Below are 23,151 nucleotides of genomic sequence, written 5' to 3' on the forward strand. Positions count from 1 at the left end.
ATGACTGATATACAATTTTGTAAGAAACAACTTCGATAAAATCTCGCTTAAAGAAATGTAGCAGCATCGATTTATTAACGGTCGATTGATTAGCAGTCGATTTGGTAAAAACATTTTGGTAAAAATATTAAGGACGACGACATGACTGATGGCAATACGGACAACAATCCTAACTATGACAATGGTCTCAAGGTACGCACTGAGGTCATGGGTGAGCAGCATGTCAAACGCTCGCTTGATGCTGCCACAGGATTTACCCAACCGCTGCAAGACTGGATTATTGAACACGCTTGGGGCAGCACTTGGCAAGATGACTCAGTATTACCGCGTAAGTATCGCTCATTAATCACTATTGCCTTTTTAATTGCCCAAAAAAGCCCAAACGAGTTGAAAGGTCATATACGCGGTGCCATTAACAACGGGGTCAGTGTCGCCGAGATTAGAGAAGTGCTTATGCACAGCTTGCCGTACTGCGGTGCACCTGCTACTCAAGAAGCGTTTCGCGCCGCCATAGATATACTGAATGAGTTAGAAATCGATATAGATATTTAAAACTATGGTCGTCCGAACAATCATAGTAATCTTAACAATATTGTTTAAAAATTGACGACCAAATTTCTGCTATAATATCTGCACTCATAAAACATTCTGATAATTCCATAAACCCTTATAATATAAAGGGTTAAGAGATAACTCCATTATGACAACTGCCGTACAAACACATGTACCTGCTGCTAAGGCCAAACCCAAAAAAGCCATCCAAGGCGAAAAGCTACGTGGCTATGACAAAGTTGCCCGTATCCCAATTAAGGTGATCCCGACTGTCGAGGCAAAGAAAAAGCCTGATTGGATTCGGGTGAAAATGTCATCGCCTGCTGAAGTCGCTCGTATCAAAGCAACCTTACGTGAGCAAAAGCTTTATACCGTTTGTGAGGAAGCGGCCTGCCCCAACCTACCACAGTGCTTCGCTGATGGTACAGCCACCTTTATGATTATGGGTGATATCTGTACGCGTCGCTGCCCGTTCTGTGATGTAGGTCATGGTCGTCCTAATGAGCTAGACAAGGATGAGCCACGTCATACCGCTGAAACGATTGAAGGTCTAAAACTCAAGTATGCCGTAATCACTTCTGTAGACCGTGACGATCTCAAAGATGGCGGTGCTGGGCATTTTGTAGAAGTACTAAACGAGTCAAGAGCGCTTAGCCCAAACTGTTTAATCGAAATCTTAGTACCAGATTTCCGTGGACGTATGGATATTGCATTAGATTTACTGACGGAGACTGCGCCAGATGTGTTTAACCACAATATCGAAACAGTGCCACGTCTATACAAAGCTTTCCGCCCAGGTTCTGACTATCAGCATTCGCTAGATTTGCTTAAGATTTATAAAGAACGTCGTCCTGATATCGCGACCAAGTGCGGCTTTATGGTTGGTCTTGGCGAGACAGAAGAAGAGATCTATGCGCTACTCGATGATCTAAAAGCACATGATGTGGATATGATTACTATTGGTCAGTATCTACAGCCTAGTAAAAACCATGCTCCTGTCGATCGTTATGTCCATCCAGACGAGTTCCAACGCTATATGGACTACGGCAAAAAGATTGGCTTCTTTAGCATTTGGGCAGGTCCAATGGTACGCTCAAGCTACTTTGCAGATCGTCAGTACTACGGCGAAGACTGCCCAGCACCTATCCGTAGCAAAAAAGCATTAGAAGCTGAAGGCAAACTTGGCTGCTAAGTTAGCAATAGAGTGATGTGAAAGTAGTTGCGCGCAACAGTAGCTAAGACAATTATTACGACATCTCGAGAATATTAAAAAGGGTGAATAACAGATTTGTTATTCACCCTTTTTTTAGCTTTATTAGACTTACGAAGGATTAAACCTAACGCTTTACACGGTTAAAGTTGGCGTTGGCTTTCCAGCTGTTTTTATATTGAATACAGCAATACCGAGGACAATAATACCACCTGCGATACCAGTCGTAATCTCAGGATAAATCAATAATAAAGCGCCAATAGCTAAAATAACACGAGTCACCGTATTCATACCGCCTCTGAAGTACCCTTCAAGTGCCGAGCTCAGCGCAATGACACCCGTCACCGAAGTCACTACCACTGTAATGATATCTACAATAGGTGGCAGCGGGAAATCTTTTGCCGTGACTGCCAGGCCAGTTGGATCTATCATCAACATCGTTGGATTATAGATAAACATAAACGGCACAATGAATCCAGCTAGAGCAAGTTTGAGAGACAAGAACCCTGTTTTCATCGGATCACCACCGGATATACCTGCACCCGCAAAGGCTGCAAGACACACAGGCGGTGTAATATTGGCAAAGATACCAAAATAGAAAACAAACATGTGCGCTGACAAGATTGGAATATCAAAACCGGCTAATGCTGGTGCAGCCATCGTCGCCGTAATGATATAGGCAGGAATAGAGGGTAATCCCATGCCCAAAACCATTGATGCCAACATCGTTAAGATAAGCGTAAAGAATAGCGATCCTGCGCCTAGCGTAACGATAGAGGATGTCATTACCGTACCAAAACTGGTCAGACTCACAACCCCAATGATAATACCGACGACCGCACAAGCAGCCATAACCGCTAACGACTGACGCGCACCATCTTCTAATGCCCCCAAAATATCAGAAAAGCTCATGCGCGTTTCGGCACGTAGCATACTGATCACAACGGTAAAACCAATGGTATAAGCTGCTGCATATCCCACAGGTACGTTTCTGATTAATAAGAAAATCAAGAAGACAATCGGCAATAGCATGTGACCGCGGGCTTTTAGTACTTCTTTGACCGCTGGTAAATTTTCTTTCGCAATGCCTTTTAGATCGCGACGTCCAGCGCGGAAATGCACCTGCGCAATGACGCCTAAATAGTACAAGATCGCTGGTAATAATGCTGCTAAGGCAATCGTACTATACGGCAAGCCTGTTGTCTCAGCCATAATGAAGGCACTGGCACCCATAATCGGTGGTAATATCTGCCCGCCAACAGAGGCACTTGCCTCAACGGCACCCGCAAAATCTTTGTGATAGCCGACTTTTTTCATCAACGGAATGGTAAAGGCACCCGTACTCACCACGTTTGATAAAGCTGAGCCGTTGATACTGCCCATAAAGCCACTCGAGATGACTGCTACTTTTGCAGGTCCGCCCTTTTTGTGACCAGCGATAGCCAATGCCAAATCATTAAACAACTGCCCCATTCCCGAACGTGCTAAGAATGCACCGAACAGAATGAACAAGAAGATAAAGGTGACCGATGCACCAATCGCAACAGAATATAGGCCTTCTGTTTTTAAGAACAACTGACCAAAGATATCACCCATATCATAAGGGCGAGTCAAAAGTCTGTCAGGCATAAAGTCTAGATGACTGACAAATGGATAGGCCAAAAATATGCCAGCCAAGATTGGCAAAATCCAACCAGTGATACGGCGACTGCCTTCTAGTACGCAGACTACCGTAATCAAGGAAAATATCACATCGACCTGATTGGCCATGCCGCCACGCGAGGTCACGATATCTTGATATTCATAGATGAGATAGCCCATACCAGATAGAGACAAGGCAAACCAAATCCAGTCATACCATGCCACTCGCTTACGACTGCTTTTTTTGCTGGCTGGAAAAATTAGAAATATCAATGCAAAACCAACACCTACATGCACAGAGCGCTGTAACAGTGCTGGCATTGGATTAAAAGTGATATATAAATGAAACAGTGAATAGAGTATACAAATGCCAGCGATAAAATATTTTACTGGCCCTTGAGTGATATGACGCGTGATTGACTCTCGGTCATATTTTTCCAATACTGCTCGGTTGACCGTATCCACCTCAGCATCGTTATCAACTTGAGCATCTGGCATGGTAGTCACCCTACCTTGATCCGTCACTTGGGAGTTCATGACAAAAGTCCTTTTTAAATCTATCAATTAAATCATACGTCTTAGGCATGATCACCACTTCAGAATAGTCTGGCACCCACTGGTGAATCAAGAAACGATGACCACCATAATCCATTTCACCTTTGGTCAGTCTAGATACGACCCAATTAAGGCGAGGCAGTTTTTCGTTGATTTGATAACCCAGATAGCCAGGTTTTTGTATGGGCGCAAGGGGTTCGGTTGAAGGCGTACCAGCTCCAAATGCTTCAAAGTACGTGGTGGTCAATAACAGCTCAGCACCTTCTGTACTGCTGCCGTCTATGCGTTGGTATTGCTCTTCCCACCACTGTTTTTCTACAGAATGTATCCAACGTAGCTGAAAATCAGGCTCAGTGAAGTAACAAACTTTATCATCAGCACCGTTTACGCTTGCGACTCGCACTTCAACGACAGACTGAAGCGTAAAGCCTGACCATAGCGTAAAAAAAACCAGCGCTGCAATAAATGCCGCGCCAGTTGATAACCATAATGAATTACTTGGCTGCTTGTTCGTCATAGTACTTTTTAGCTCCAGGATGGATTGGGGCTACCATGCCATCACGAGCAGTTTCTAAGCTGATATCGTTGGCCGCTTGGTGAGCTGTTTTTAGGCCGTCCAAGTTTTCAAACAATGCTTTGGTTAGTTTATAGCCATCCGCTTCAGATAGATCAGAGCTAACCAATAATGCATTCATGATTGCTGCAGTTGGTACGGCTGTTTCATTGCCATAAGTGCCAGCAGGAATCTCAAAGGTTTTAAAGTAAGGCTTGGTCGCAATGATTTCTTTTAGCTTGTCTTGGTTGATAGTGACAATCTGTAAATCTAAGCCTTGCTCTAACTCCATCAAAGATGAGTTTGGTAGACCACTACTAAAGAATGCCGCTTCAATCTTACCTGCTTTCATACCATCAGCGGCTTCAGCAAAGCCTAGATAATCAACGGTGACATCATCATAAGTGATACCAAACCCTTCAAGTAAAGTACGAGCATTTACTTCTGTACCAGAACCTTGATCGCCTACAGCAATGCGCTTGCCTCGCAAATCTTCAATATTTTTGATACCAGATTTTTTTGAAGTTACGATTTGCACCACATTAGGGTACAAAACAGCAATCTGCTGAATGTTAGTAATTGGCTGCTCAAAGTTGTTTTTACCTTCGACAGCATCCGTCACCACGTCACTCAGTGCCAAGACCATGTCGACCTTGCCTTGAGTCAATAGATTGACGTTTTCAACTGATGCGCCAGTGGTTTGAGTTTTTGAGTTTACGCCAAAGGTTTTGACATAGACTTCAGACAATGAAGTACCAATGATGTTGTAAGGGCCAGATGCACCGCCAGTAGCGATGGTCAAAAACTTAGTATCAAGCTTATCTGCTGCAGTATCTGTTGCCGCGCTATCTGCAGATGCGGTATCACCGCCCTCTGAACTTGGAGATGAGCATGCAGTTAGACCTAAGGCAGCACTCAACATAGCTGACAAAAGTAATGGGGATTTTAAAGAATTAAGCATTGAATTCATCCTTGAAGTGATCGTTTTTATACGTTTAACAATATCCGTATTTATACATAAATACGTTACAGACGAGTAATAATATAGTAATTCCACCAACAAATAAACCTTAGCTTACTTTCTCTTTTTCTTTCAATACCTTATATTTAAAGCTACCTGAGAAAATATAGGCCATTCATTAATTGAACTAACATATATAAAGTTTTGCTATGCGAAACAATGTTTCATTTAATAAACATTAAAACAAAAATTATCGCTATTGTAAACCTTTATCGATATCCAGAAAGGATCGCCGTATCACAGTACTTTCTAAAAAAGTCTTATCGGCGGCAATTTAGTAAGAATTTTCGATTTATAACTATAAAGGCAAAAGTTCTGCTATATTTTGTCTAACCTATTTTTTGGTTCATGGATATTACATGACACTAGTCTGTGTCTCTATTTTTATCAAAATATTCGGATAGTCCTTATGACAATACCTAACACGGAAGTACTGGAAACGCTATCTACTGATATTGCTATCATCGGTGGCAGTGGTCTCTATCAAATATCATCACTCACCAACAAACGCAGGGTGACGATACAGACGCCTTATGGCTGTCCATCTGATGATATTGTTTTGGGTGAGCTTGAGGGAGTGAGGGTCGCATTTCTGACACGGCATGGTCAGGGTCATAGACTGGCCCCATCCGAAGTGCCTTATCGTGCCAATATTTATGCACTAAAGACATTAGGGGTACGCTATATCGTTTCCGTATCAGCGGTCGGTTCGTTACAAACGCATATTAAGCCGTTGGATATGGTCGTTCCTGATCAAATGATTGATATGACCAAGCAGCGAGTGAGTACCTTCTTCGGTGAGGGTGCCGTCGCTCATGTGTCGATGGCAGATCCACTATGCCCTGCCCTAGCAGAACTCTTGACGCGCGCTTATGACCAAGCAGGTATTGTAGAAGGCGCAAGTCACTCTAAAGCAACTTATGTCTGTATCGAAGGGCCTCAGTTCTCGACTCGAGCAGAATCAGAGTGGTATCGCCACATGCAGGCAGATATTATTGGCATGACCAATATGCCAGAAGCCAAATTGGCTCGTGAAGCCAGTATTGCTTACGCCACGTTAGCACTGGTGACAGACTTCGACTGTTGGCATCCGACTGAAGAAGCCGTCAGTGCCGACTATGCTATAAAGAACCTAATGAAAAATGCGAATAATGCTCAAAAAGTGATACAGAAAGCCGTGGCTTTGATTGCTGCCGAACTACCTGAGTCAATCGCCCACAATGCCCTCGCACAAGCATTGGTCACACCTATAGATGCGATGGACGATCATACCAAAATCAGACTGGCCGCCTTGCTGGCTGGAGAGGCTAACAAATTAAGATACTAACCAAAATCTGAATAAATATTTGTTTAAAATAACGATAGTGTGCGAGGAGAGTTTATATCATTAGAACGTTATCTTAATGCGTCTTTTCCATTTTAAACTGACTAAGTTTAATCGGCCTGACTTCAATCGAATCAAAAAAAGCCATTATCTGAAATAATGGCCTTTCTTATAATTAAGCATGTATATTCGAAATTTATACTAAATACATCACTTTGATATCAGCAACAACCGCCCAAGCCAGTTTCTATTATCATAGGTTGATTAAATGGCATTAACTCACCGCAACCTGCAAAAATACCGTAATGGCGACTGTCATCACCGATAAATTCAAAATGCGGCGCAAAGCGTGACTCTTGCAGCATGCGAAACGTATTGCCACATACTGGGAATACCCGACCAGCTTCGATAGCATGATGTTTATCTAAATCAAACCGATGCGGGGACTGCTCGATAGTTCCTTTATATATCACCGCTTGTCCGTGATCTTCGCAAGCATCCTCAAGTGATTCGATTTTAAATAAGCGGTAAGTTGCAGAGAAAAACTGAATATCACCAATTTTGACTGCCAATACAGGATCTGTAATCTCAAGTGGGCGATCTTCAACCAAACGTACGTCTAAGAATCCTGCATCTCGTGACAAACGGGTAAAATCCTTCCAATACAACGCGCCGCTCAAACATTCGCCATATAAGATTGGGTCATCAGTCAAGTGTTGCGGGATACGGCGATCGGCATAGACGTCAGAAAAATAAAACTCCCCACCAGGTTTCAGCAAACGCTGCACACTGGCCATGACCGCGGCTTTATCTGGTGATAGATTGATAACGCAGTTTGAGACGATAATATCAAAGCTATTAGCCTCAAGGTCTAGTTCATCTAGCTTTTCAATATAACCTTGCAAAAATGTCACATTATCATAGCCAAACTTATCGACATGATAGGCTTGATGCTGTTTGGCAACGGCTAGTTGCTCATCGGTCATATCAACACCGACTACTTGCCCACTCTCGCCAACCAATTGTGCCAATGCATAGACATCTCGGCCTGAGCCACTGCCCAAATCTAAAATTCGGCAGCCTTCAAGCAGCGCTGGACATACCAAACCACAGCCGTAATACCGACTCAATACCTCATCGTGAATGTTTGCGAGTAATGGCTTGAGCCATTCCGGCATATTGCTGATATCACAACAAGCCGAGGTCTTTAAATCATCGGTACTCTGTAACTCTTTGCCATAGTAATTTTGCACGACGTCATGCATAACAATATCCTTATTGAATGTGCCATCCAGTTGAAAGTCTTAGTAAATCATTTTAGAATATAAAGCTATGTTAGTGAGTTTATTAACCCAGTTATCAATTATCAGTCATTATCCACTTTGATATTGAGTTGAGAGTCTGGCCAGCCTAATGGCAAATGCACTAGATCTTTAGGCTCATCAATATCATTCAAAGGATCAAATAGTGCAAGTGTCCAACCTAGTGCTGCCATGCGCTGCTTAGTGACAGCAGCAACACTAGGCGTACTCCAAACAATGTCCGAAAACAGGCTTTCATTAACTTGTCTAAACCCTAATAGCACATAACCACCATCAGTCGCTGGAATCATAACCGCATCGTGTTGATTTAGCTGCTGTACCGCTGTCTGAATACGTGCTGTCGTAAGACTAGGACAGTCCGTACCAACTAACACAACCTTGTCAAAACGTTGCAATGCGCGCTGACTGGCTATCAACATACGCAAACCCAAATCACCATCGGCCTGAGCAGACCAGCGCAACGAGTTGGGCAAATCAAATGCTTGCCAGCATGGATCTGTTGGTGCTGGACTCACACATAACTCAACGGAAAAGCCCGTATCAATGATCTGCTCAATACTATGCAGTAATAGCTGCCTTGCCATACGTGCAGCACCATCTACCCCTAACGCTGGCTGCAAACGGGTTTTTGCCTTGTTACGCGCTGGATATTTTGCAAAAAGAAGGATGCAGGTGTCTTGCTGTCTTGCAGATAAATCAGCTGTCACTGTAACGGTCTCTCAATTGGTCAAATGTACGAGGACGAATTCTTTCTTCTGTTGTCTATCATGTTGATAAATCAAACAATCTCACTACTTATGGTAGCGTTGCTTTAAAACTTTAGACGATACACCGCGCCAATAATCAAAGCGTAAATGCCACATCAAGAAAATAGTCCGCCATGTACCATGCTGCTGCCAACGCCGCGCTGAGGTCTTGACTTTACTCTTTAAACAAGCTGGTCGAGCAATTTTCTTTAGCCGTTTACATAGTTCGATATCTTCCATCAGTGGTTGATCAGGATAGCCACCAATCTGCTCAAACACGGACTTTTTGATAAATATTGCTTGATCACCAGTGGCTATACTGACTAGACGTGAGCGCTGGTTTATCATTAACCCGACCATGCTTAACAATGGCTCACGGCTGTCTAAACGGACATCAAAACGTCCCCAATCGTAATGAGCTACTGCCTGCTGAACGTTATCTATCGCGTCAGCTGGCAGCTCGGTATCAGCATGTAAAAATAGCAGCACATCACCTGTTGCCAACATAGCACCCGCATTCATTTGCTGAGCACGTCCTACGGTAGATTCGATAACATGCCAATCAATAACTGATTGAGCAATCTCTGTACTTGTGAGCATCTCTTTGGCGACAGTAACTGAACCATCCACTGAACCACCATCGACCAATATCACTTGCTGCGGTGCTGGGGCGAGACGGACAATATGAGCCATAAGCTCAGGCAAGTTATCCGCTTCATTTAATAATGGAACAATAATTGATAGGTTCAATGGATATACCGTCACATGAATCAGCAAGTAAGGTTAAAAACTGGCTTATTTTTTATTCAAATTCCAGTTGTAATCGGTATAGCTTATTTTTATCTTGCCTTGTTTGAGATCCGCTGTCTGAGCTTTACTCAATCCTAGTGACGAGCTATAACGACCTAGAAACCCTGCTAAATCTTTTGTGCCGCGCCAGTTGGTTGCAAAATCCTCTTTATACCATTTAAAAATTGGTGACACTCTTAGCGTATCGCCTTTGAGACTGTTGCGGCTACTGTCTGCTAAAAACTTAGACGTTGCCTGCTCTAATTGACTGTCTAAACGCTTGCCGGTAAAGGCATCATCTTGCAATGCAGGGCAACCGATACTGGCACAATTGACCGCAAAGTGAATGCGAGGGTCGTTGTAGCGTTTAGAACCACGAATCAGGTTGTGCTCGATATCATCAAGTGAGCGCGTTTTACCGAGTAGCGAAACAAACTCTTGCTTCCATGGTGACCCAAACAGTCCGCCGATATCTTTGATAGATTTGACGTTTGGATATTTCGTCAATACCAAATCAACCGTACCAGCGTTATAAACGTTGATTAAAAATGCCAACTGCTCGTTTTTACTCCAACGATTGAACTCTGATTGAGATACCTTGCTCGTCGCTTCTAGATAGCTTGTTAGCTTACTTTGATCTACTTTCATGCCAGCATAATTGACCACTGAAGCTTTGCCACCGTTGGTCATAGTTACATGCTTATTTAGTAAGCTATCCCAGCTCTGATGGTTAAAGTCAGCATGAGCAGCCACGCTTGCTAATAAAATAGTCGTAGCAATCACTGGTTGGGCGAAAAACGTCTTCGCTGAAAAGTTAAATACTGACATAGAACTTACTCCGTTTACACTGATTGTTTTTTACCTAAATTTTTATGTATGCTAAAAGCACTTAGGCTTAAAGCACCTATGTTTAAAGTGCTTATATTAAAAGCACTTACATTAGAATGGCTAAGGCGTGTCTACTAACACTGGCTCTACCGTCTCTTCTTCTAACGCGCCGCCACAACTACTGCCCTGTCCTGCTGTACAGCCATAGCAGTGGTCAGCAATGGCAATGTCATCACCAGACGGGTTCTGCGTTAACAAATCACTTAGGTGTCGCCGTGTTTTATTTGGGACAGGTATCTCTAACTGCTGATTGAAATCACAATCAAACAGCTCACCCAACCAATTGACACTAATGGTCGAACGGCACATGACCTCGGCCAAATTGGCAGTCATATAATTAGCTTTAAGCAAATCCATATACGGGTGGAACTGGTCTTTCGCCAACAGCACCGCACCAAAACGCTGAATCGGCATATTTGTTAGGGCAAATAGATGGTTAAACTCGATATCAAAGTGCGCTTTTAACTCACGCTTATAATCTGCTTCAAGCTGCTGTTGATTAGGCGGCAGCGTCGCGCCTTGCGGGTTGTAGACCAAGTTTAATGTTAAATTTGAGTCAGGTTTGCCATAGCCCAAGCTGTTGAGTTTTTGCAACCCCAATATACTGTCGTCAAACGCACCTTTGCCGCGCTGTTTATCTACGTTTTCTAAGGAGTAACAAGGCAAAGATGCCACTACCTCAACTTGATTGTCTGCTAAAAACTGCGCCATATCCCCATAACCCTCTTCCATCAGAATGGTCAGGTTACAGCGGTCTATTACTTTGACACCTAATGCCCGAGCGGCCTTGACCAAATACTTAAAATCCTCATGCATTTCAGGCGCACCGCCGGTCAAATCAAGCGTATCGATGTTTTGTGCTTGTAATACCCCTGGTATCAGCTCAACCAACTCACGTGACATCATCTCGGTACGATAGGGGCTAGCAGCCACATGACAGTGCACGCAGGACATATTGCATAAGTAGCCCATATTGACTTGTAATATCGTCAATTGACGTCGTTTTATCGCTGGAAAATCAGTATGCTCAAGTAACTCGATAGTTGATTTCATGGTGGTCTAAAATCCTGTTAGCAGTACAACTAAAAAAGGATAGCAACGTGACATTAAAGATTAGCAAACACAGATAGCGCATTGCTTTTACTGTTTATTTTTAAGATTTACAACATAAAACCTGATTGCTCACCTTACGGTTTATCTAATCAATCATACCTGATTATCAATAAGCATTGACAACTAATCATATGGATTTTATGGTTTATTCCAAATGAGCATTAACTTTCGTTAGTCCTTATCAGCTTCGTCAATTCTTATCAACTTCGATAAAACGCTTATCGATATACTTCTTGAGATGCCATACCCAGCGACCTTGTAGATTTACATTACCCCAACTACCAATGGCATATTTATCGCCGCAAGACAGCAGATATAGCGTACGCGACTTTGGCTGATAGCTCTTCATTACGCTATCTTTCAAATAGGCCAATAAGTTATCGGCTTCGACAGCACCACCATGCACCGAGTGAACCCCTGAGTGCGCCACATATTTATCGACTCGTGTCGCCACATCACCAACCGCAAAGACATTAGGATGAGAGACGCTCTGTTGCTTATTGTTTACCGCGACAAACCCATCACCTTCTATATCCAAATCCGTAGAAGCCGTCCATGCCGAGCCTATGACGCCAGTCGCCGCAATGACAGCACTTATGGGCAATAATTTATGCGTAGTCGATAATTTACCGTCGCGATAATCGGTCGCTCGTTCTCGAATTATCGTAATGCCATGGCGATCTAGCTGCTTAATGACCCGTTGTCGAAAGCCTAAATTAAACCCTGACAAGAGATTCTCACCGCATACTAATGTCACTTGGTGACTACGGTTGATGTTCCGTAGCGCAACTTGGGCTGCCATGACCAATTCTATTGCCGCAGCGCCTGCCCCAATAATAGCCAATTGGTACTTTTCAGATGACTGGGCATCCTTCAAAATCCGCTGCCATTGAATGATAAATGTTGATAACGGTCGTATGGCAATCACGTTAGTATTAGCATCTCTATCATCACTGTCGCTTCTGTGCTCGTTGTAGCCATTGCGATCACGTAACCAACGCATATCTGTATCTGCACCCGTATTTAGAGACAAGACATCGTAGTCAAAATTCTTTAGCTCATCGCCTGTCGTAACCACCTTGTTTGACGCTGCGTTTACTTGTACAAGCGACTGCTGAATAAAGCGCACGCCTGCCCGCACACAAAGCGATTTGATATCGATACTGATATCATGCAGCTGATAATGCCCTGCCATCCATCCCGGTAACATGCCAGAATAAATAGTTTGCGGTTGCTCACTAATTAAGTGAATGTCCGCATCTATAGTATTGGTATCCTTTATACGCGCTGCGCTAAGTCGGCGTAACATACCAATGTGAGCATGACCTGCGCCTGCCAATAGTAGTGTCTTTTTCGGTAAAAATTTCGTCATAGATGATTTTATCAAGGCGGTTGGTTGCTGTTAGTGTTTGATGAAATGTTGATTGATATAAATGACTTTAAAAACTCATTTAAAAGTATCATATAAATAAGACCAGTCTGTTGCGGGCGAACAGTAAGAGCGTAAATGGCTTATATGTGGTTTATACGGATTCAGTGATATTCACTGCTTTAACCATTATTGTTAGAACGATATTTTTATAATTGAATTAAAATCATAAAATAAGGTGAAATTATTTATCATCGCCCAGTACAATAGAACAGTATAAGAGCCGCATGATAAATTGCGCTGCTTGACCCATTATTTGAGAAACATCATCAAAAACGTTAATGAAAATTATAAGTAATCAAGGAACATTACATGAGTACCAACATCGATACCAGTAACGATCACATTTTGTCTTCTGACAATATTCACTACTTGCATCATGACTTTTTTGAACCAAGTAGTAAAGACGTCGGCATTAGCGCGACTTTGCTGATTGTGCACGGCATGGCAGAGCACAGCGGTCGCTATAGCGATTTTGCACAGTTTTTGGCAGACAATGGTATCGCTGTGGCCACTTATGATCATTTGGGTCACGGACAGACTATCAAGACTGAGGCTGATCTTGGGTTTTTCGGTGAAGAGCATCCGGTACAGTCGCTTTTGAAAGACGTGATTGTGATGGCCGATAGCCTAAAAGACCGTCATCCAGACGTCCCGCATTTTGTGATGGGTCACTCGATGGGCTCATTTATCGTGCGTAATGTACTCAAGCATCATGCGCATAATTTCACCGGCGCCATTCTAATGGGTTCCGCAGACGCCAACCCACTGGCCAAGGTTTTATTACCCATTAATAAGCTACTGACCAGAGTCGCACCAAGACAACCGAATACAGTTTTTGCCAATGTGATGAATAAAGTTCTCAACAGTCAATTATCAGATCGTGACTCATCTTCACGGTTTGCTTGGCTCAGTGCAAACAAAGCAAATATTGAAGCCTATGAAGCCGATCCTAAGACTGGTTTTGACTTTACCAATAACGGTTTTATGACATTGTTTACGCTCATGGACACTGGACTGAATAAAAATTGGGCTACCACCATTGCCAAAAACTTCCCAATGCTGTTTATCAGCGGTGAAAATGATCCGATTGGCGAAATGGGTCGCGGTATACGTAGGGTGGTCACGCGTCTGGACAAGCGTCATTTCAGTCATGTCGATATTCAGCTGTATCCTAATATGCGCCATGAAGTATTGCACGAAAAGGATAAACAGACCGTTTATCAAGACATTTTAGAGTGGATAGAGACCAACACGACAGACGATTAAATCATGATAAATGAGTTGTTTTGAGAGGATACCTGAAAACAACTCATTCAATATTGTCATAATAAGACCCTCAACGCGTTTGCTAAAAGTGGTCAAATTAGCGACAATACGGCAAGCAAGTTTTTGGACCAAGCCATACCTTGAATTTTCTTTAGGCTGGGTCATATAAGTCTTTAACCATAACATTAAGATCACCCTCCCTTTCATTCATTTTAGGAACCTTTATGTCATTACAACAAACCATCGAACAAGCATTTGAAAACCGCAACGAATACAGCCCAGCCAATATGCCACAAGACGTGCGTGATGCTATCAATCAAGTACTTGAGCAACTAGATAACGGTAGCCTGCGCGTAGCAGAAAAGAAAGATGGCGAATGGGTCGTCAATCAGTGGGCCAAAAAAGCCGTACTATTGTCTTTCCGTCTAAACGATAACTACGTCCAAGCCGCTGGCGAACACGTACAGTTCTATGACAAAGTTCCAACTAAATTTGCTAACTGGACCGAAGCACAGTTTAAAGAAGCAGGCGTACGCGTTGTACCACCAGCTGTCGCGCGTAGAGGTTCATTCATCGCAGCAGGCGCAGTATTGATGCCGTCATACGTCAACATCGGTGCCTATGTCGATCAAGGCGCGATGGTTGATACATGGGCGACTGTTGGTTCATGTGCTCAAATCGGTAAAAACGTGCATCTGTCAGGCGGCGTTGGCATCGGCGGTGTATTAGAGCCATTGCAAGCCAACCCTACTATCATCGAAGACAACTGCTTCATCGGTGCACGCTCTGAAATTGTTGAAGGCGTTATCGTTGAAGAAGGCGCGGTCATCTCTATGGGTGTCTACATCGGTCAATCGACGCGCATCTATGATCGCGAGACTGGCGAGATTCATCGTGGCCGTGTACCAGCAGGTTCTGTTGTCGTACCAGGTAGCTTACCGTCAGAAGACGGCACGCACAGCTTGTATGCTGCTATCATCGTGAAAAAAGTTGATGCGCAAACTCGTGCAAAAACATCAGTAAACGAGCTATTACGCTTAGCCTAAATATTTGGCAAGTACCGTTGTTTATTGAATAATATTGTTTTATATGAAGATGCTGGAGGATGACTCCAGCATCTTTTTTGCAGCTTAATATAACGCGTTACGTTATAATCCTCTTTTAGTTTGGCTTTATACAAACACAAAATCATTCGTACCATCCCCTGCCTTTTTATTACGATTGATAAGCGCTTCATCGCCTTATCGACCTTTAACTGTATTTGAAATATTATGAGTGAATCATCATTACGCACCGCCGCTATCCCTGTCACTGACCCTGAAGCAGGGTTACGTCTGACTGAGATTTTTTATTCCCTACAAGGTGAAGCGATCACTTCAGGCTTGCCGACGATATTTGTGCGTCTAACGGGCTGTCCGCTGCGCTGCGTCTATTGTGATACCGAATATGCTTTTACTGGCGGCGAACGTCAATCATTAGAAACCATCATAGAAACCATCAAAGATTATCCGTGTAAGCGTATCTGTCTGACGGGCGGTGAGCCATTAGCACAGCCAAATGCCATTGAATTGATGAAACGTTTGCTGAGCGACGGGTATGAGATATCCCTTGAGACTGCAGGCGCGCTCACGGTAGAAAACGTGCCAGCAGCAGTCAGTAAGGTGATGGATCTCAAAACGCCAAGCTCAGGCGAAGTCGATAAAAATCTATGGTCAAACCTCGACTATCTCACTCAGCACGATCAAATCAAGTTTGTCATTATGAATCGTACAGATTACGACTGGGCAAAAGCTAAATTGACCGAGTATAAGCTAAACGAACTGGTCGGTACGGTGTGGTTCTCTCCGATGTTTAATGTCGCAGATGATGTCGATGAACAGCTTAGCCCTGAAGTACCTGTATTGGCGCGCGAGCTGGCAGAATGGATGTTGGCTGATGCCTTGCCAGTTCGCTTTCAGCTGCAATTGCATAAGATCATTTGGGCAGATGCCAAAGGCAAGTAACTATCAGCAAGTAACAAACAGAAAGTGTGAACACGTAGAGTGCCATAGATAAGGTAGCGGTATGGTTAAACTCATTTTATTGGGCTTGCTAGCAGGTGCGTTTTTTAGCTCGACATTTATCTTAAATGAGCTTATGAGTAGCGCAGGTGGACATTGGTTTTGGTCAGCGAGTCTGCGCTATGTCTTTATGCTGTTGATTATTACTGCCATTATTGCGATGCAACATGGTTTTGGTCGTATTAAAGCACTAATGAGAATTTTTCTTCAGCATTGGGGCTTTTGGTGTATTACTGGCAGTATCGGGTTTGGACTGTTTTACACCGGTATTTGCTATGCCGCAGATCATGTTTCGGGATGGGTAGTAGCGGCTACCTTTATGTTTACCGTCGTCACCAGTTTGCTTGTGCTATTGGCATTTGGTCAACGTTTTGATAAAAAATTCATCGTATATGCTGTCATCGTCTTTATCGGTGTAGCACTCGTCAATATCAGTGAAGGTCTGCATGCTGCCTCTATAACTGACACCGTCCCCATGTCTGACATGCTGCTCTACGGTGCGCTACCTGCTCTTATCGCTGCTTTTAGCTACCCAATTGGTAACCAGCTGGTTTGGCAGGCTTCTCACAATGCTCGCCAGCGCAATACTGAATTACAGAAGGCAGCAGAGTTGAACGCTCAACGAGCTAGCACTAGTGTTGGTATTGGTATTGATATTAACGATCAGAGTGAACCGCTCATATCCGAAGCTTATGATTTGCCAGCTACGACATATGATGCTACCGACCTCGATAGCGTACTTCAAAGTAACAACACTGCAGCAACCTCATCCCTACAAAATCTAATTGCTCGTATTCCTTCTATCGAAACCACGCTACTGCAAAATGCCTTTAACAAAGTGTGGCTAATGACTCTCGGGTGTTTGCCATTTTGGCTGTTTTTGGGCATTATAGTGCGCCCTGACCAGCCCCACCCCTCACAAATAATCAATACGTTGCTCGTTGCTCTATTAGCAGGCGTGGCAGCGACCACTATATTTTTGTATGCGCGCGAGCAAGCTGTTACTTCAAGCGAGGTTGCAGGCGTTGACTCAACCCAAGCCAGTGAAGTTATCTTTGCTTTGATTGGGGGTATATTACTATTAGATAACGCCATACCTTCGGCGATGGGACTGGTCGGTATAGGGCTTATTATTGTAGGGCTGATATTCTTTGCAAAAGATGGCTAAATGGCACTAAGCCCATTTCGTCAAAGTCATGCACTGAATAGCTGCCTAAAAAACACCTATCACTTTGATGATCACGATTTGGCAATATAACCATGGGTAATGCTTTGATTTTTCCTGATATTCTATTATATTTATTGGACATGGTTGGCATTATTGCGTGCGCAATCGCAGGGACTTTGCTTGCCCAGCATAAAGGTTTTGATATCGCTGGGTGTATTCTGGTAGCGATGGTCAATGCCATCGGCGGTGGTACATTACGTGATATGGCTCTAGACCGCCATCCTCTATTTTGGATGACCGACCTTAATTACGTGATTGTTATCACCGTGACCTCCCTTATCTTACAAGTATTTTTTCATCTTTATCATAAGATCGATAATGCGCTAAAGCTTTTTGACGCCATTGGGCTAGCAGCTTTTAGTGTCATTGGTTTTAAGGTAGCCTTAACCCTAGACATGTCTCCCCTCATTGCTATTATGATGGGAGTCTGGACTGCCATTATCGGTGGTTTGCTCCGTGATATCATCTGTAATGAGATTCCGCTGGTGCTACAGCGTGAGATTTATATTACTGCCAGTATCGCAGGGTCTGTGACCTATTTATGTTTACAGTATTTTGGGGTGGGAGCCAGTCTCAACGAATTTATTATGCTGTTTGTCATCTTTGCAGTACGTATGCTTGCGCTCAGATTCGACTGGCATCTGCCTTCTATTCGGCTCGTGGACTAATTGATTGAGCAAGACTCTGCTGAGATAGCCTTTGTTTGACTGACAATAATTGAAAATAGTGAGAACTGCCCATGTTGGCTATCGTATTGGACCCTACCGTACTGATCACTACTTTTGACCCACGCTCTTTGATATATTTCTTCGATATGATTGGCATCATCGCCTGTAGCGTCTCGGGAACAATACTTGCCAAGCACAAAAACTTCGACGTCTTCGGCTGTCTGCTCGTGTCTATTGTCACTGCTATCGGCGGCGGCACGGTACGTGATGTCATTCTGGATCGCCATCCGTTATTTTGGATGGTAGATATGAGCTATCTGACCCTTATTACGATTTCATCCTTATCAATGCAGATATTTTTTCATCCAAACTCCAGACGAGTGGATAAGTTCCTCAAACTTTCCGACACCATTGGCTTGTCAGCATTTACGCTGATCGGTATCAAAGTCGCTGATAGTATGGGTGCCAATGTGCCTGTAGCGCTATTATTAGGTGTGATTACTATCGTGGTTGGTGGCATCATTCGCGATATGATTTGCAATGAGATTCCATTGGTACTACAGCAAGAGATTTATATCACCGCAGCGTTGACCGGTGGGGTTCTGTACTTTGCTCTAAAGAATTTAGGCGTGACAGATTGGGTGGCTGACATCTCTACGATGAGTACGATTTTTACTTTGCGTATGCTTGCTATTCGTTACGATTGGCAATTCCCCACACTAGAGTGGAAATACTGATACTAGGGCGTGCCTTCATTTCAAAAATACCAACGCGCCCATATTTGAGCGCGTTTAGTATTATCAGTTTGACATTGTCGCTTTACCCTTGCTCTAGCACAGCCAAGTCTTTGACCATCAGCTGTAAGCTTTGTTTGCCATTCCATTCATTGATGTCTAGCTGAAATAATAAATGGATTTGCTTAGCACGGTAATCCCACGCCTCATTATCGAAGTTAAAGCAAATTGCCTCTATCGGATATTGAACGTCTGGATAGCGCAGTGATAACTTAAGATGTTTGTCTTTTAAAATCTTGAAGCTCAGCACCTCAAACACACCGTCAAATATCGGTGGCGCAAATCCATGACCCCAGATACTGGCATCGGCTAAATGCTCGGCAAACCATAAGCTAAAATCGCTCGCTTGCAAAGGTCCATCGGTGAATTTTTGCTCTGCAAATACCTCATCATCCATCTGAGCCATCACTTCATTAAAAGCCGTGACAAATGCCTCAAAGTTGCAGCGCTTGAGGGTTAAACCTGCCGCCATCGCGTGCCCGCCGAAATGACTGATTAAGTCTGGATAACGCTCAGCGACTTGTTCAATCGCATCACGAATATGTACGCCAGCGATAGAACGTGCAGAGCCTTTAATGGCGCTATCTTCATCTGTTTGTTCAGTGTCTGCTGGTGCAAAAACGATACTAGGTAAATAATGGCTTTCTTTTAGACGACCAGCGACAATGCCAATGACTCCTTGATGCCAGTCGTCTTGGTATAGAATAATACTGCGCGCGCCTGCATTGCTGGCCTTAGAAGTGGAGACAGCTTGAGTAATTGTGTCATCGTTACTGGTATTATCATTGCCATCACCGCTCACACCCTCATTGCTATTATCTTCATTAGCCAATGCTTGTACGATACTATCAGCTTGCGCCCGCATCTCGCCCTCTACATGACGACGCGTACGGTTCAGCTGCTCAAGCTCTTGTGCCAAACGTTGTGCGGTGCTCCAGTCTTCAGTTAATAAGCATTCGATACCGATGCGCATATTGTCCATGCGCCCAGCTGCATTGATACGTGGGCCTAATACAAAACCGAAATCCTGTGCATGAAGCTGCTTAGGATCACGGCCCGCTTGCTCAAGCAATGCCAATATCCCCATACAGCAGCGGCCTTGACGAATAGCTGATAATCCGTGATGTACCAAGATACGGTTGTTTTTATCCAGTACCCCAACGTCTGCAATCGTCCCAAGTGCGACCAAATCTAAATATTGGCTCACCTGTACCGTAGACTTGCCAGCTTCGCGGCGCAGCTTTGCTAAGCGTCCGAGCACATAAAACGCGACTCCAACTCCGACCAGTGCTTTACTAGCAAAGTCACAACCTAGCTGATTGGGATTGACTACCGCTTCCGCAGGTGGCGTCTCTTTGGTCGTGAGGTGGTGGTCGGTGATAATCACCGTGATACCATCAGCTTGAGCGCGTGCCACCCCTTCATGACTTGAGATACCATTATCAACCGTCACTATCATATCTGGCTGAAAAGTCTCAATACCTAACTCGACAATCTCTGGCGTCAGGCCATAACCGTACTTAAAACGATCTGGTACTAGAAAATCAACGACCGCACCCATCTTTGTGAGCGCGCGCATCATTAGTGCCGTACTGGTAGCACCATCACAGTCAAAGTCACCAACGATCAAGATACGCTGACGCTCATCAATGGCCACATCTAATAAGCGCACGGCTTCAGTGACACCGTGCAATGCCTCAGCAGGCAATAGATCTGATAGGCTAGTCTCCAGCTCATCAGGCGCAGTGATACCTCGCCCTGCATACAGAAGGGCAAGCGTGAATGATTGAGCGGCAAATGGTTGCAGCGCGGCGGGCAACTCGTCGATGCGAGTGCTGGTATAACGGGGGGTTAAATTTAGCATGAGGGTATTCTACTGGCTTTAGTAGAGGCTCACAATGACAATTTATACTACCTATGTATATCATTAGGCATTGTGCAACCTGATAAATAATGCCCATACATTAGTGATAATTGAGGCTGCCATTTTTATAGCTCATGTAAATCACCCTCATTTAATCACTTACAAAAAAGGTGCACAGTGTGAGTAATTTCACTCATTTTGCTACAAAGCAATGATTGTAAGCCACGCATAAATCCATAAAATAGTAAGCAACTGAAAGATTTGTTATTCATTGAACTTTTTATCATTTTTATTTTAATTATTTATAAGGACACTTTATGAAAACCACGCCACTTGCTGAAAAACTTCCAAATACGATCGACCCTAACCTAGACCTTGATAAAGTTAAAAAAGAATGTCAAGGAATGGTAAAAAGACGCGCTAGAGTTTCTGCTGGTGTAGCGGTTGTGCCAGTACCATTTTTTGATGTTGCAGTTGATGCGGGCATGTTGACGCAGTTGATTCCAGAGATTAGTGAGCGTTTTGGTCTCATTGAAGACCGTCAATCAGCCATTAATCTAGAATCACGCGAAGTGCATTGGAGCGCAGTAAAAGACCGTACCGTAGATTTCGCTGGTCTAATGGCAACACGTGGTATCGTCAAAAAGACTATCCAAGGTTTCGGTGGTCGTATCGCTGCCAAACAAGTGACCAAGTTTATCCCACTTGGTGGTCAACTGGTTGCTGCAACTATGGGCTATACGATTTTTAAGAAAATCGCTAATGACCATATCAACGAATGTTATAAGTTGGCAAAAGACATTCAACAAAAAGAACACGGCAAAAACGTATAGATAAGCCGCATAGCTTAGTCTGTATTAGGCCAGTTAAGTGATTACTTAGCTGGCTTTTTTATGGTTTATACAGATAGTTCAAAGATCTCTAAAATAACACGCGCCAGTGGTTAATGATGTCATTGCTAAGTTTTACTGATAATATACAGCTTTATTTATGACAGACACCTTAAAGGACTAACTTATGAAAAAACTTTTGGCTTCGACAGTTATGTTGGCTACTTTTGCCCTAGCAGGCTGCACTACGACTGGTGGCATGAACAACGGTACAGGAACGGCAATCGGTACTGCAAACGAAATCGGCATGAACGTCTTTAAAGCAGCAATCGATAACCAGTGCCGTAGCGAGATCGAAAAACAAAACGCGTGGCGTATCGCAAGCGTTGCTATGACTGAAGCCCAACAAGAAGCAGTTCAAAGTAAAGTATGTGGCTGTGTTAGTGAGCAAGCGCCGCAGCAAGTGACGATTGTTGAGCTGGGCAATGCCGCTATTGACTCTCAATATCGTACTCAGTTGGTAGCAAGAGTCGTCGCCAAATCTCTACAAAGCTGCTATACAAGCTTTGTTCAGTAGAATATGAGTCACATTATTCATTAGAATAAAAAAGGTGCGTTATAAATAATGCACCCTTTTTATTGCTTTTTATTAGCTCAACTGATTAACTTAAAATTTATTCGTGTCAGATGCTTGAGAAGTTATAGAAGCAGTAAAAGGTAAAGACTGGCTACGACGGAAGTATTTCGAGGTACTATCAATGATTTTATTTACCTCTTTAATTAAATCATTAATAACATCATCATAGATGCCATGATATAACTCTTTTTCAAATGCTGTAAACGGGTGCTTACGCGAAGCTGAACCAACCTCAGTCACGCCGTCTTTGCTATAAAAAATATCTACGCGACCATCACTATTCAACACACAGTTTAATAGCCCGCCTTCAATTTCCATCTCTACGCGTTCTGGCATAAAAACATAGTCATCTACATTAATAAGCTTTTTTTCTACTTCCCGTTTAAAAAATGATTTGATATCAAACATAGGTACATTCCAAACTTTATAATTATAAGATACGTGAGCATGCCGAGCACTATGACTGTTACCCAGTATTCATCTGCGTAATTACGGGGCATGCTTTACTCAATTATCCTATAAGATAGTGTCAGATTATTTAAGGTGCGATATGTAAAACTGCGTTTGATGTTGGTAAAAATGTGCGATTCATTATGGCTTCAATATAGGTCTAGCAAAACAGGCCCAACAAAAAAGGAAGCTACCAATCAGCAACTTC

Annotated in this window: 22 protein-coding genes; 11 read left to right on the forward strand and 11 right to left on the reverse strand. The window is 43.4% G+C overall.

The genetic code is table 11. The features are described from left to right. The first annotated feature begins 141 nt into the window (after positions 1 to 141). Together DXK30_RS02555 and lipA are read left to right on the forward strand one after the other, a co-directional pair. Positions 142 to 552, forward strand: a complete 411-nt coding sequence (locus DXK30_RS02555) for a carboxymuconolactone decarboxylase family protein (RefSeq protein WP_114700322.1) — start codon at positions 142 to 144, stop codon at positions 550 to 552. A gap of 148 nt (positions 553 to 700) precedes the next feature. Next, the gene (gene lipA, locus DXK30_RS02560) at positions 701 to 1,744 is read left to right on the forward strand and encodes a lipoyl synthase (RefSeq protein WP_114700323.1); all 1,044 of its coding nucleotides are present in this window, start codon (positions 701 to 703) and stop codon (positions 1,742 to 1,744) included. A gap of 153 nt (positions 1,745 to 1,897) precedes the next feature. Here lipA and DXK30_RS02565 read toward each other — a convergent pair whose 3' ends face one another. Genes DXK30_RS02565 through DXK30_RS02575 form a run of 3 tightly spaced genes read right to left on the reverse strand, consistent with a single transcriptional unit; the run spans position 1,898 to position 5,472 of the window. Next, on the reverse strand, positions 1,898 to 3,940 hold the full coding sequence (locus DXK30_RS02565) for a TRAP transporter permease (protein ID WP_390178017.1): 2,043 nt from the start codon (positions 3,938 to 3,940) through the stop codon (positions 1,898 to 1,900). Beyond that, positions 3,912 to 4,475, reverse strand: coding sequence for a DUF1850 domain-containing protein (locus DXK30_RS02570; protein WP_114700324.1), 564 nt, complete (start codon positions 4,473 to 4,475; stop codon positions 3,912 to 3,914). The genes DXK30_RS02565 and DXK30_RS02570 overlap by 29 nt, the downstream gene beginning before the upstream one ends. Next, complete coding sequence (locus DXK30_RS02575; protein WP_114700325.1) at positions 4,453 to 5,472, reverse strand: TAXI family TRAP transporter solute-binding subunit; 1,020 nt, start codon at positions 5,470 to 5,472, stop codon at positions 4,453 to 4,455. Before DXK30_RS02575 ends, DXK30_RS02570 begins: the two co-directional genes overlap by 23 nt. A 469-nt stretch (positions 5,473 to 5,941) precedes the next feature. Between DXK30_RS02575 and mtnP the strand changes: the two genes are divergently transcribed. Next, positions 5,942 to 6,859 carry an S-methyl-5'-thioadenosine phosphorylase gene (gene mtnP, locus DXK30_RS02580; protein ID WP_114700326.1) on the forward strand — a complete coding sequence of 306 codons (918 nt, stop codon included), beginning with the start codon at positions 5,942 to 5,944 and terminating at the stop codon, positions 6,857 to 6,859. A gap of 218 nt (positions 6,860 to 7,077) precedes the next feature. On the opposite strand, the gene DXK30_RS02585 is transcribed toward mtnP, so the two are convergent. The 6 genes from DXK30_RS02585 to DXK30_RS02610 all read right to left on the reverse strand — a co-directional run bounded on the left by DXK30_RS02585 (position 7,078) and on the right by DXK30_RS02610 (position 13,086). Then, on the reverse strand, positions 7,078 to 8,121 hold the full coding sequence (locus DXK30_RS02585; protein WP_114700327.1) for a methyltransferase domain-containing protein: 1,044 nt from the start codon (positions 8,119 to 8,121) through the stop codon (positions 7,078 to 7,080). Between the two features lie 101 nt (positions 8,122 to 8,222). Then, positions 8,223 to 8,885 (reverse strand): TIGR04282 family arsenosugar biosynthesis glycosyltransferase, encoded by a 663-nt coding sequence (locus DXK30_RS02590; protein WP_114700328.1) that lies wholly within the window; start codon positions 8,883 to 8,885, stop codon positions 8,223 to 8,225. Between the two features lie 84 nt (positions 8,886 to 8,969). Further along, on the reverse strand, positions 8,970 to 9,674 hold the full coding sequence (locus tag DXK30_RS02595) for a TIGR04283 family arsenosugar biosynthesis glycosyltransferase (RefSeq protein WP_227670651.1): 705 nt from the start codon (positions 9,672 to 9,674) through the stop codon (positions 8,970 to 8,972). Positions 9,675 to 9,719: 45 nt separating this feature from the next. Next, positions 9,720 to 10,541 (reverse strand): DUF547 domain-containing protein, encoded by an 822-nt coding sequence (locus tag DXK30_RS02600; protein ID WP_114700330.1) that lies wholly within the window; start codon positions 10,539 to 10,541, stop codon positions 9,720 to 9,722. Positions 10,542 to 10,661: 120 nt separating this feature from the next. Next, entirely contained in the window at positions 10,662 to 11,654 is a 993-nt protein-coding gene (gene arsS / locus DXK30_RS02605) for an arsenosugar biosynthesis radical SAM (seleno)protein ArsS (protein WP_114700331.1), read from the reverse strand. Positions 11,655 to 11,904: 250 nt separating this feature from the next. Further along, positions 11,905 to 13,086: an FAD-dependent oxidoreductase gene (locus DXK30_RS02610; protein ID WP_114700332.1), complete on the reverse strand. Its 1,182-nt coding sequence runs from the start codon at positions 13,084 to 13,086 to the stop codon at positions 11,905 to 11,907. 369 nt (positions 13,087 to 13,455) lie between these two features. Between DXK30_RS02610 and DXK30_RS02615 the strand changes: the two genes are divergently transcribed. The 6 genes from DXK30_RS02615 to DXK30_RS02640 all read left to right on the forward strand — a co-directional run bounded on the left by DXK30_RS02615 (position 13,456) and on the right by DXK30_RS02640 (position 19,105). Further along, entirely contained in the window at positions 13,456 to 14,412 is a 957-nt protein-coding gene (locus tag DXK30_RS02615) for an alpha/beta fold hydrolase (RefSeq protein WP_114700333.1), read from the forward strand. Between the two features lie 224 nt (positions 14,413 to 14,636). Then, positions 14,637 to 15,458, forward strand: a complete 822-nt coding sequence (gene dapD, locus DXK30_RS02620) for a 2,3,4,5-tetrahydropyridine-2,6-dicarboxylate N-succinyltransferase (protein WP_057760881.1) — start codon at positions 14,637 to 14,639, stop codon at positions 15,456 to 15,458. A gap of 225 nt (positions 15,459 to 15,683) precedes the next feature. Then, positions 15,684 to 16,415, forward strand: coding sequence for a 7-carboxy-7-deazaguanine synthase QueE (gene queE / locus DXK30_RS02625; protein ID WP_114700334.1), 732 nt, complete (start codon positions 15,684 to 15,686; stop codon positions 16,413 to 16,415). A gap of 61 nt (positions 16,416 to 16,476) precedes the next feature. Then, entirely contained in the window at positions 16,477 to 17,640 is a 1,164-nt protein-coding gene (locus tag DXK30_RS02630; protein ID WP_114700335.1) for a multidrug resistance efflux transporter family protein, read from the forward strand. A gap of 92 nt (positions 17,641 to 17,732) precedes the next feature. Then, positions 17,733 to 18,368: a trimeric intracellular cation channel family protein gene (locus tag DXK30_RS02635; RefSeq protein WP_114700336.1), complete on the forward strand. Its 636-nt coding sequence runs from the start codon at positions 17,733 to 17,735 to the stop codon at positions 18,366 to 18,368. Between the two features lie 71 nt (positions 18,369 to 18,439). After that, positions 18,440 to 19,105: a trimeric intracellular cation channel family protein gene (locus tag DXK30_RS02640; RefSeq protein ID WP_201507869.1), complete on the forward strand. Its 666-nt coding sequence runs from the start codon at positions 18,440 to 18,442 to the stop codon at positions 19,103 to 19,105. Between the two features lie 82 nt (positions 19,106 to 19,187). Here the strand turns inward: DXK30_RS02640 and recJ are convergent, their stop codons facing one another. Beyond that, positions 19,188 to 21,026 carry a single-stranded-DNA-specific exonuclease RecJ gene (recJ, locus tag DXK30_RS02645; RefSeq protein WP_114700338.1) on the reverse strand — a complete coding sequence of 613 codons (1,839 nt, stop codon included), beginning with the start codon at positions 21,024 to 21,026 and terminating at the stop codon, positions 19,188 to 19,190. A 317-nt stretch (positions 21,027 to 21,343) separates the two neighbouring features. Between recJ and DXK30_RS02650 the strand changes: the two genes are divergently transcribed. Beyond that, positions 21,344 to 21,859 (forward strand): hypothetical protein, encoded by a 516-nt coding sequence (locus DXK30_RS02650; protein ID WP_057760892.1) that lies wholly within the window; start codon positions 21,344 to 21,346, stop codon positions 21,857 to 21,859. A 184-nt stretch (positions 21,860 to 22,043) separates the two neighbouring features. Then, the gene (locus DXK30_RS02655) at positions 22,044 to 22,433 is read left to right on the forward strand and encodes a hypothetical protein (protein WP_114700339.1); all 390 of its coding nucleotides are present in this window, start codon (positions 22,044 to 22,046) and stop codon (positions 22,431 to 22,433) included. 90 nt (positions 22,434 to 22,523) lie between these two features. On the opposite strand, the gene DXK30_RS02660 is transcribed toward DXK30_RS02655, so the two are convergent. Beyond that, positions 22,524 to 22,901, reverse strand: coding sequence for a hypothetical protein (locus tag DXK30_RS02660; protein ID WP_114700340.1), 378 nt, complete (start codon positions 22,899 to 22,901; stop codon positions 22,524 to 22,526). Positions 22,902 to 23,151: the final 250 nt, after the last annotated feature.

This window comes from Psychrobacter proteolyticus, assembly GCF_003350005.1.
Lineage (GTDB): Bacteria > Pseudomonadota > Gammaproteobacteria > Pseudomonadales > Moraxellaceae > Psychrobacter > Psychrobacter proteolyticus.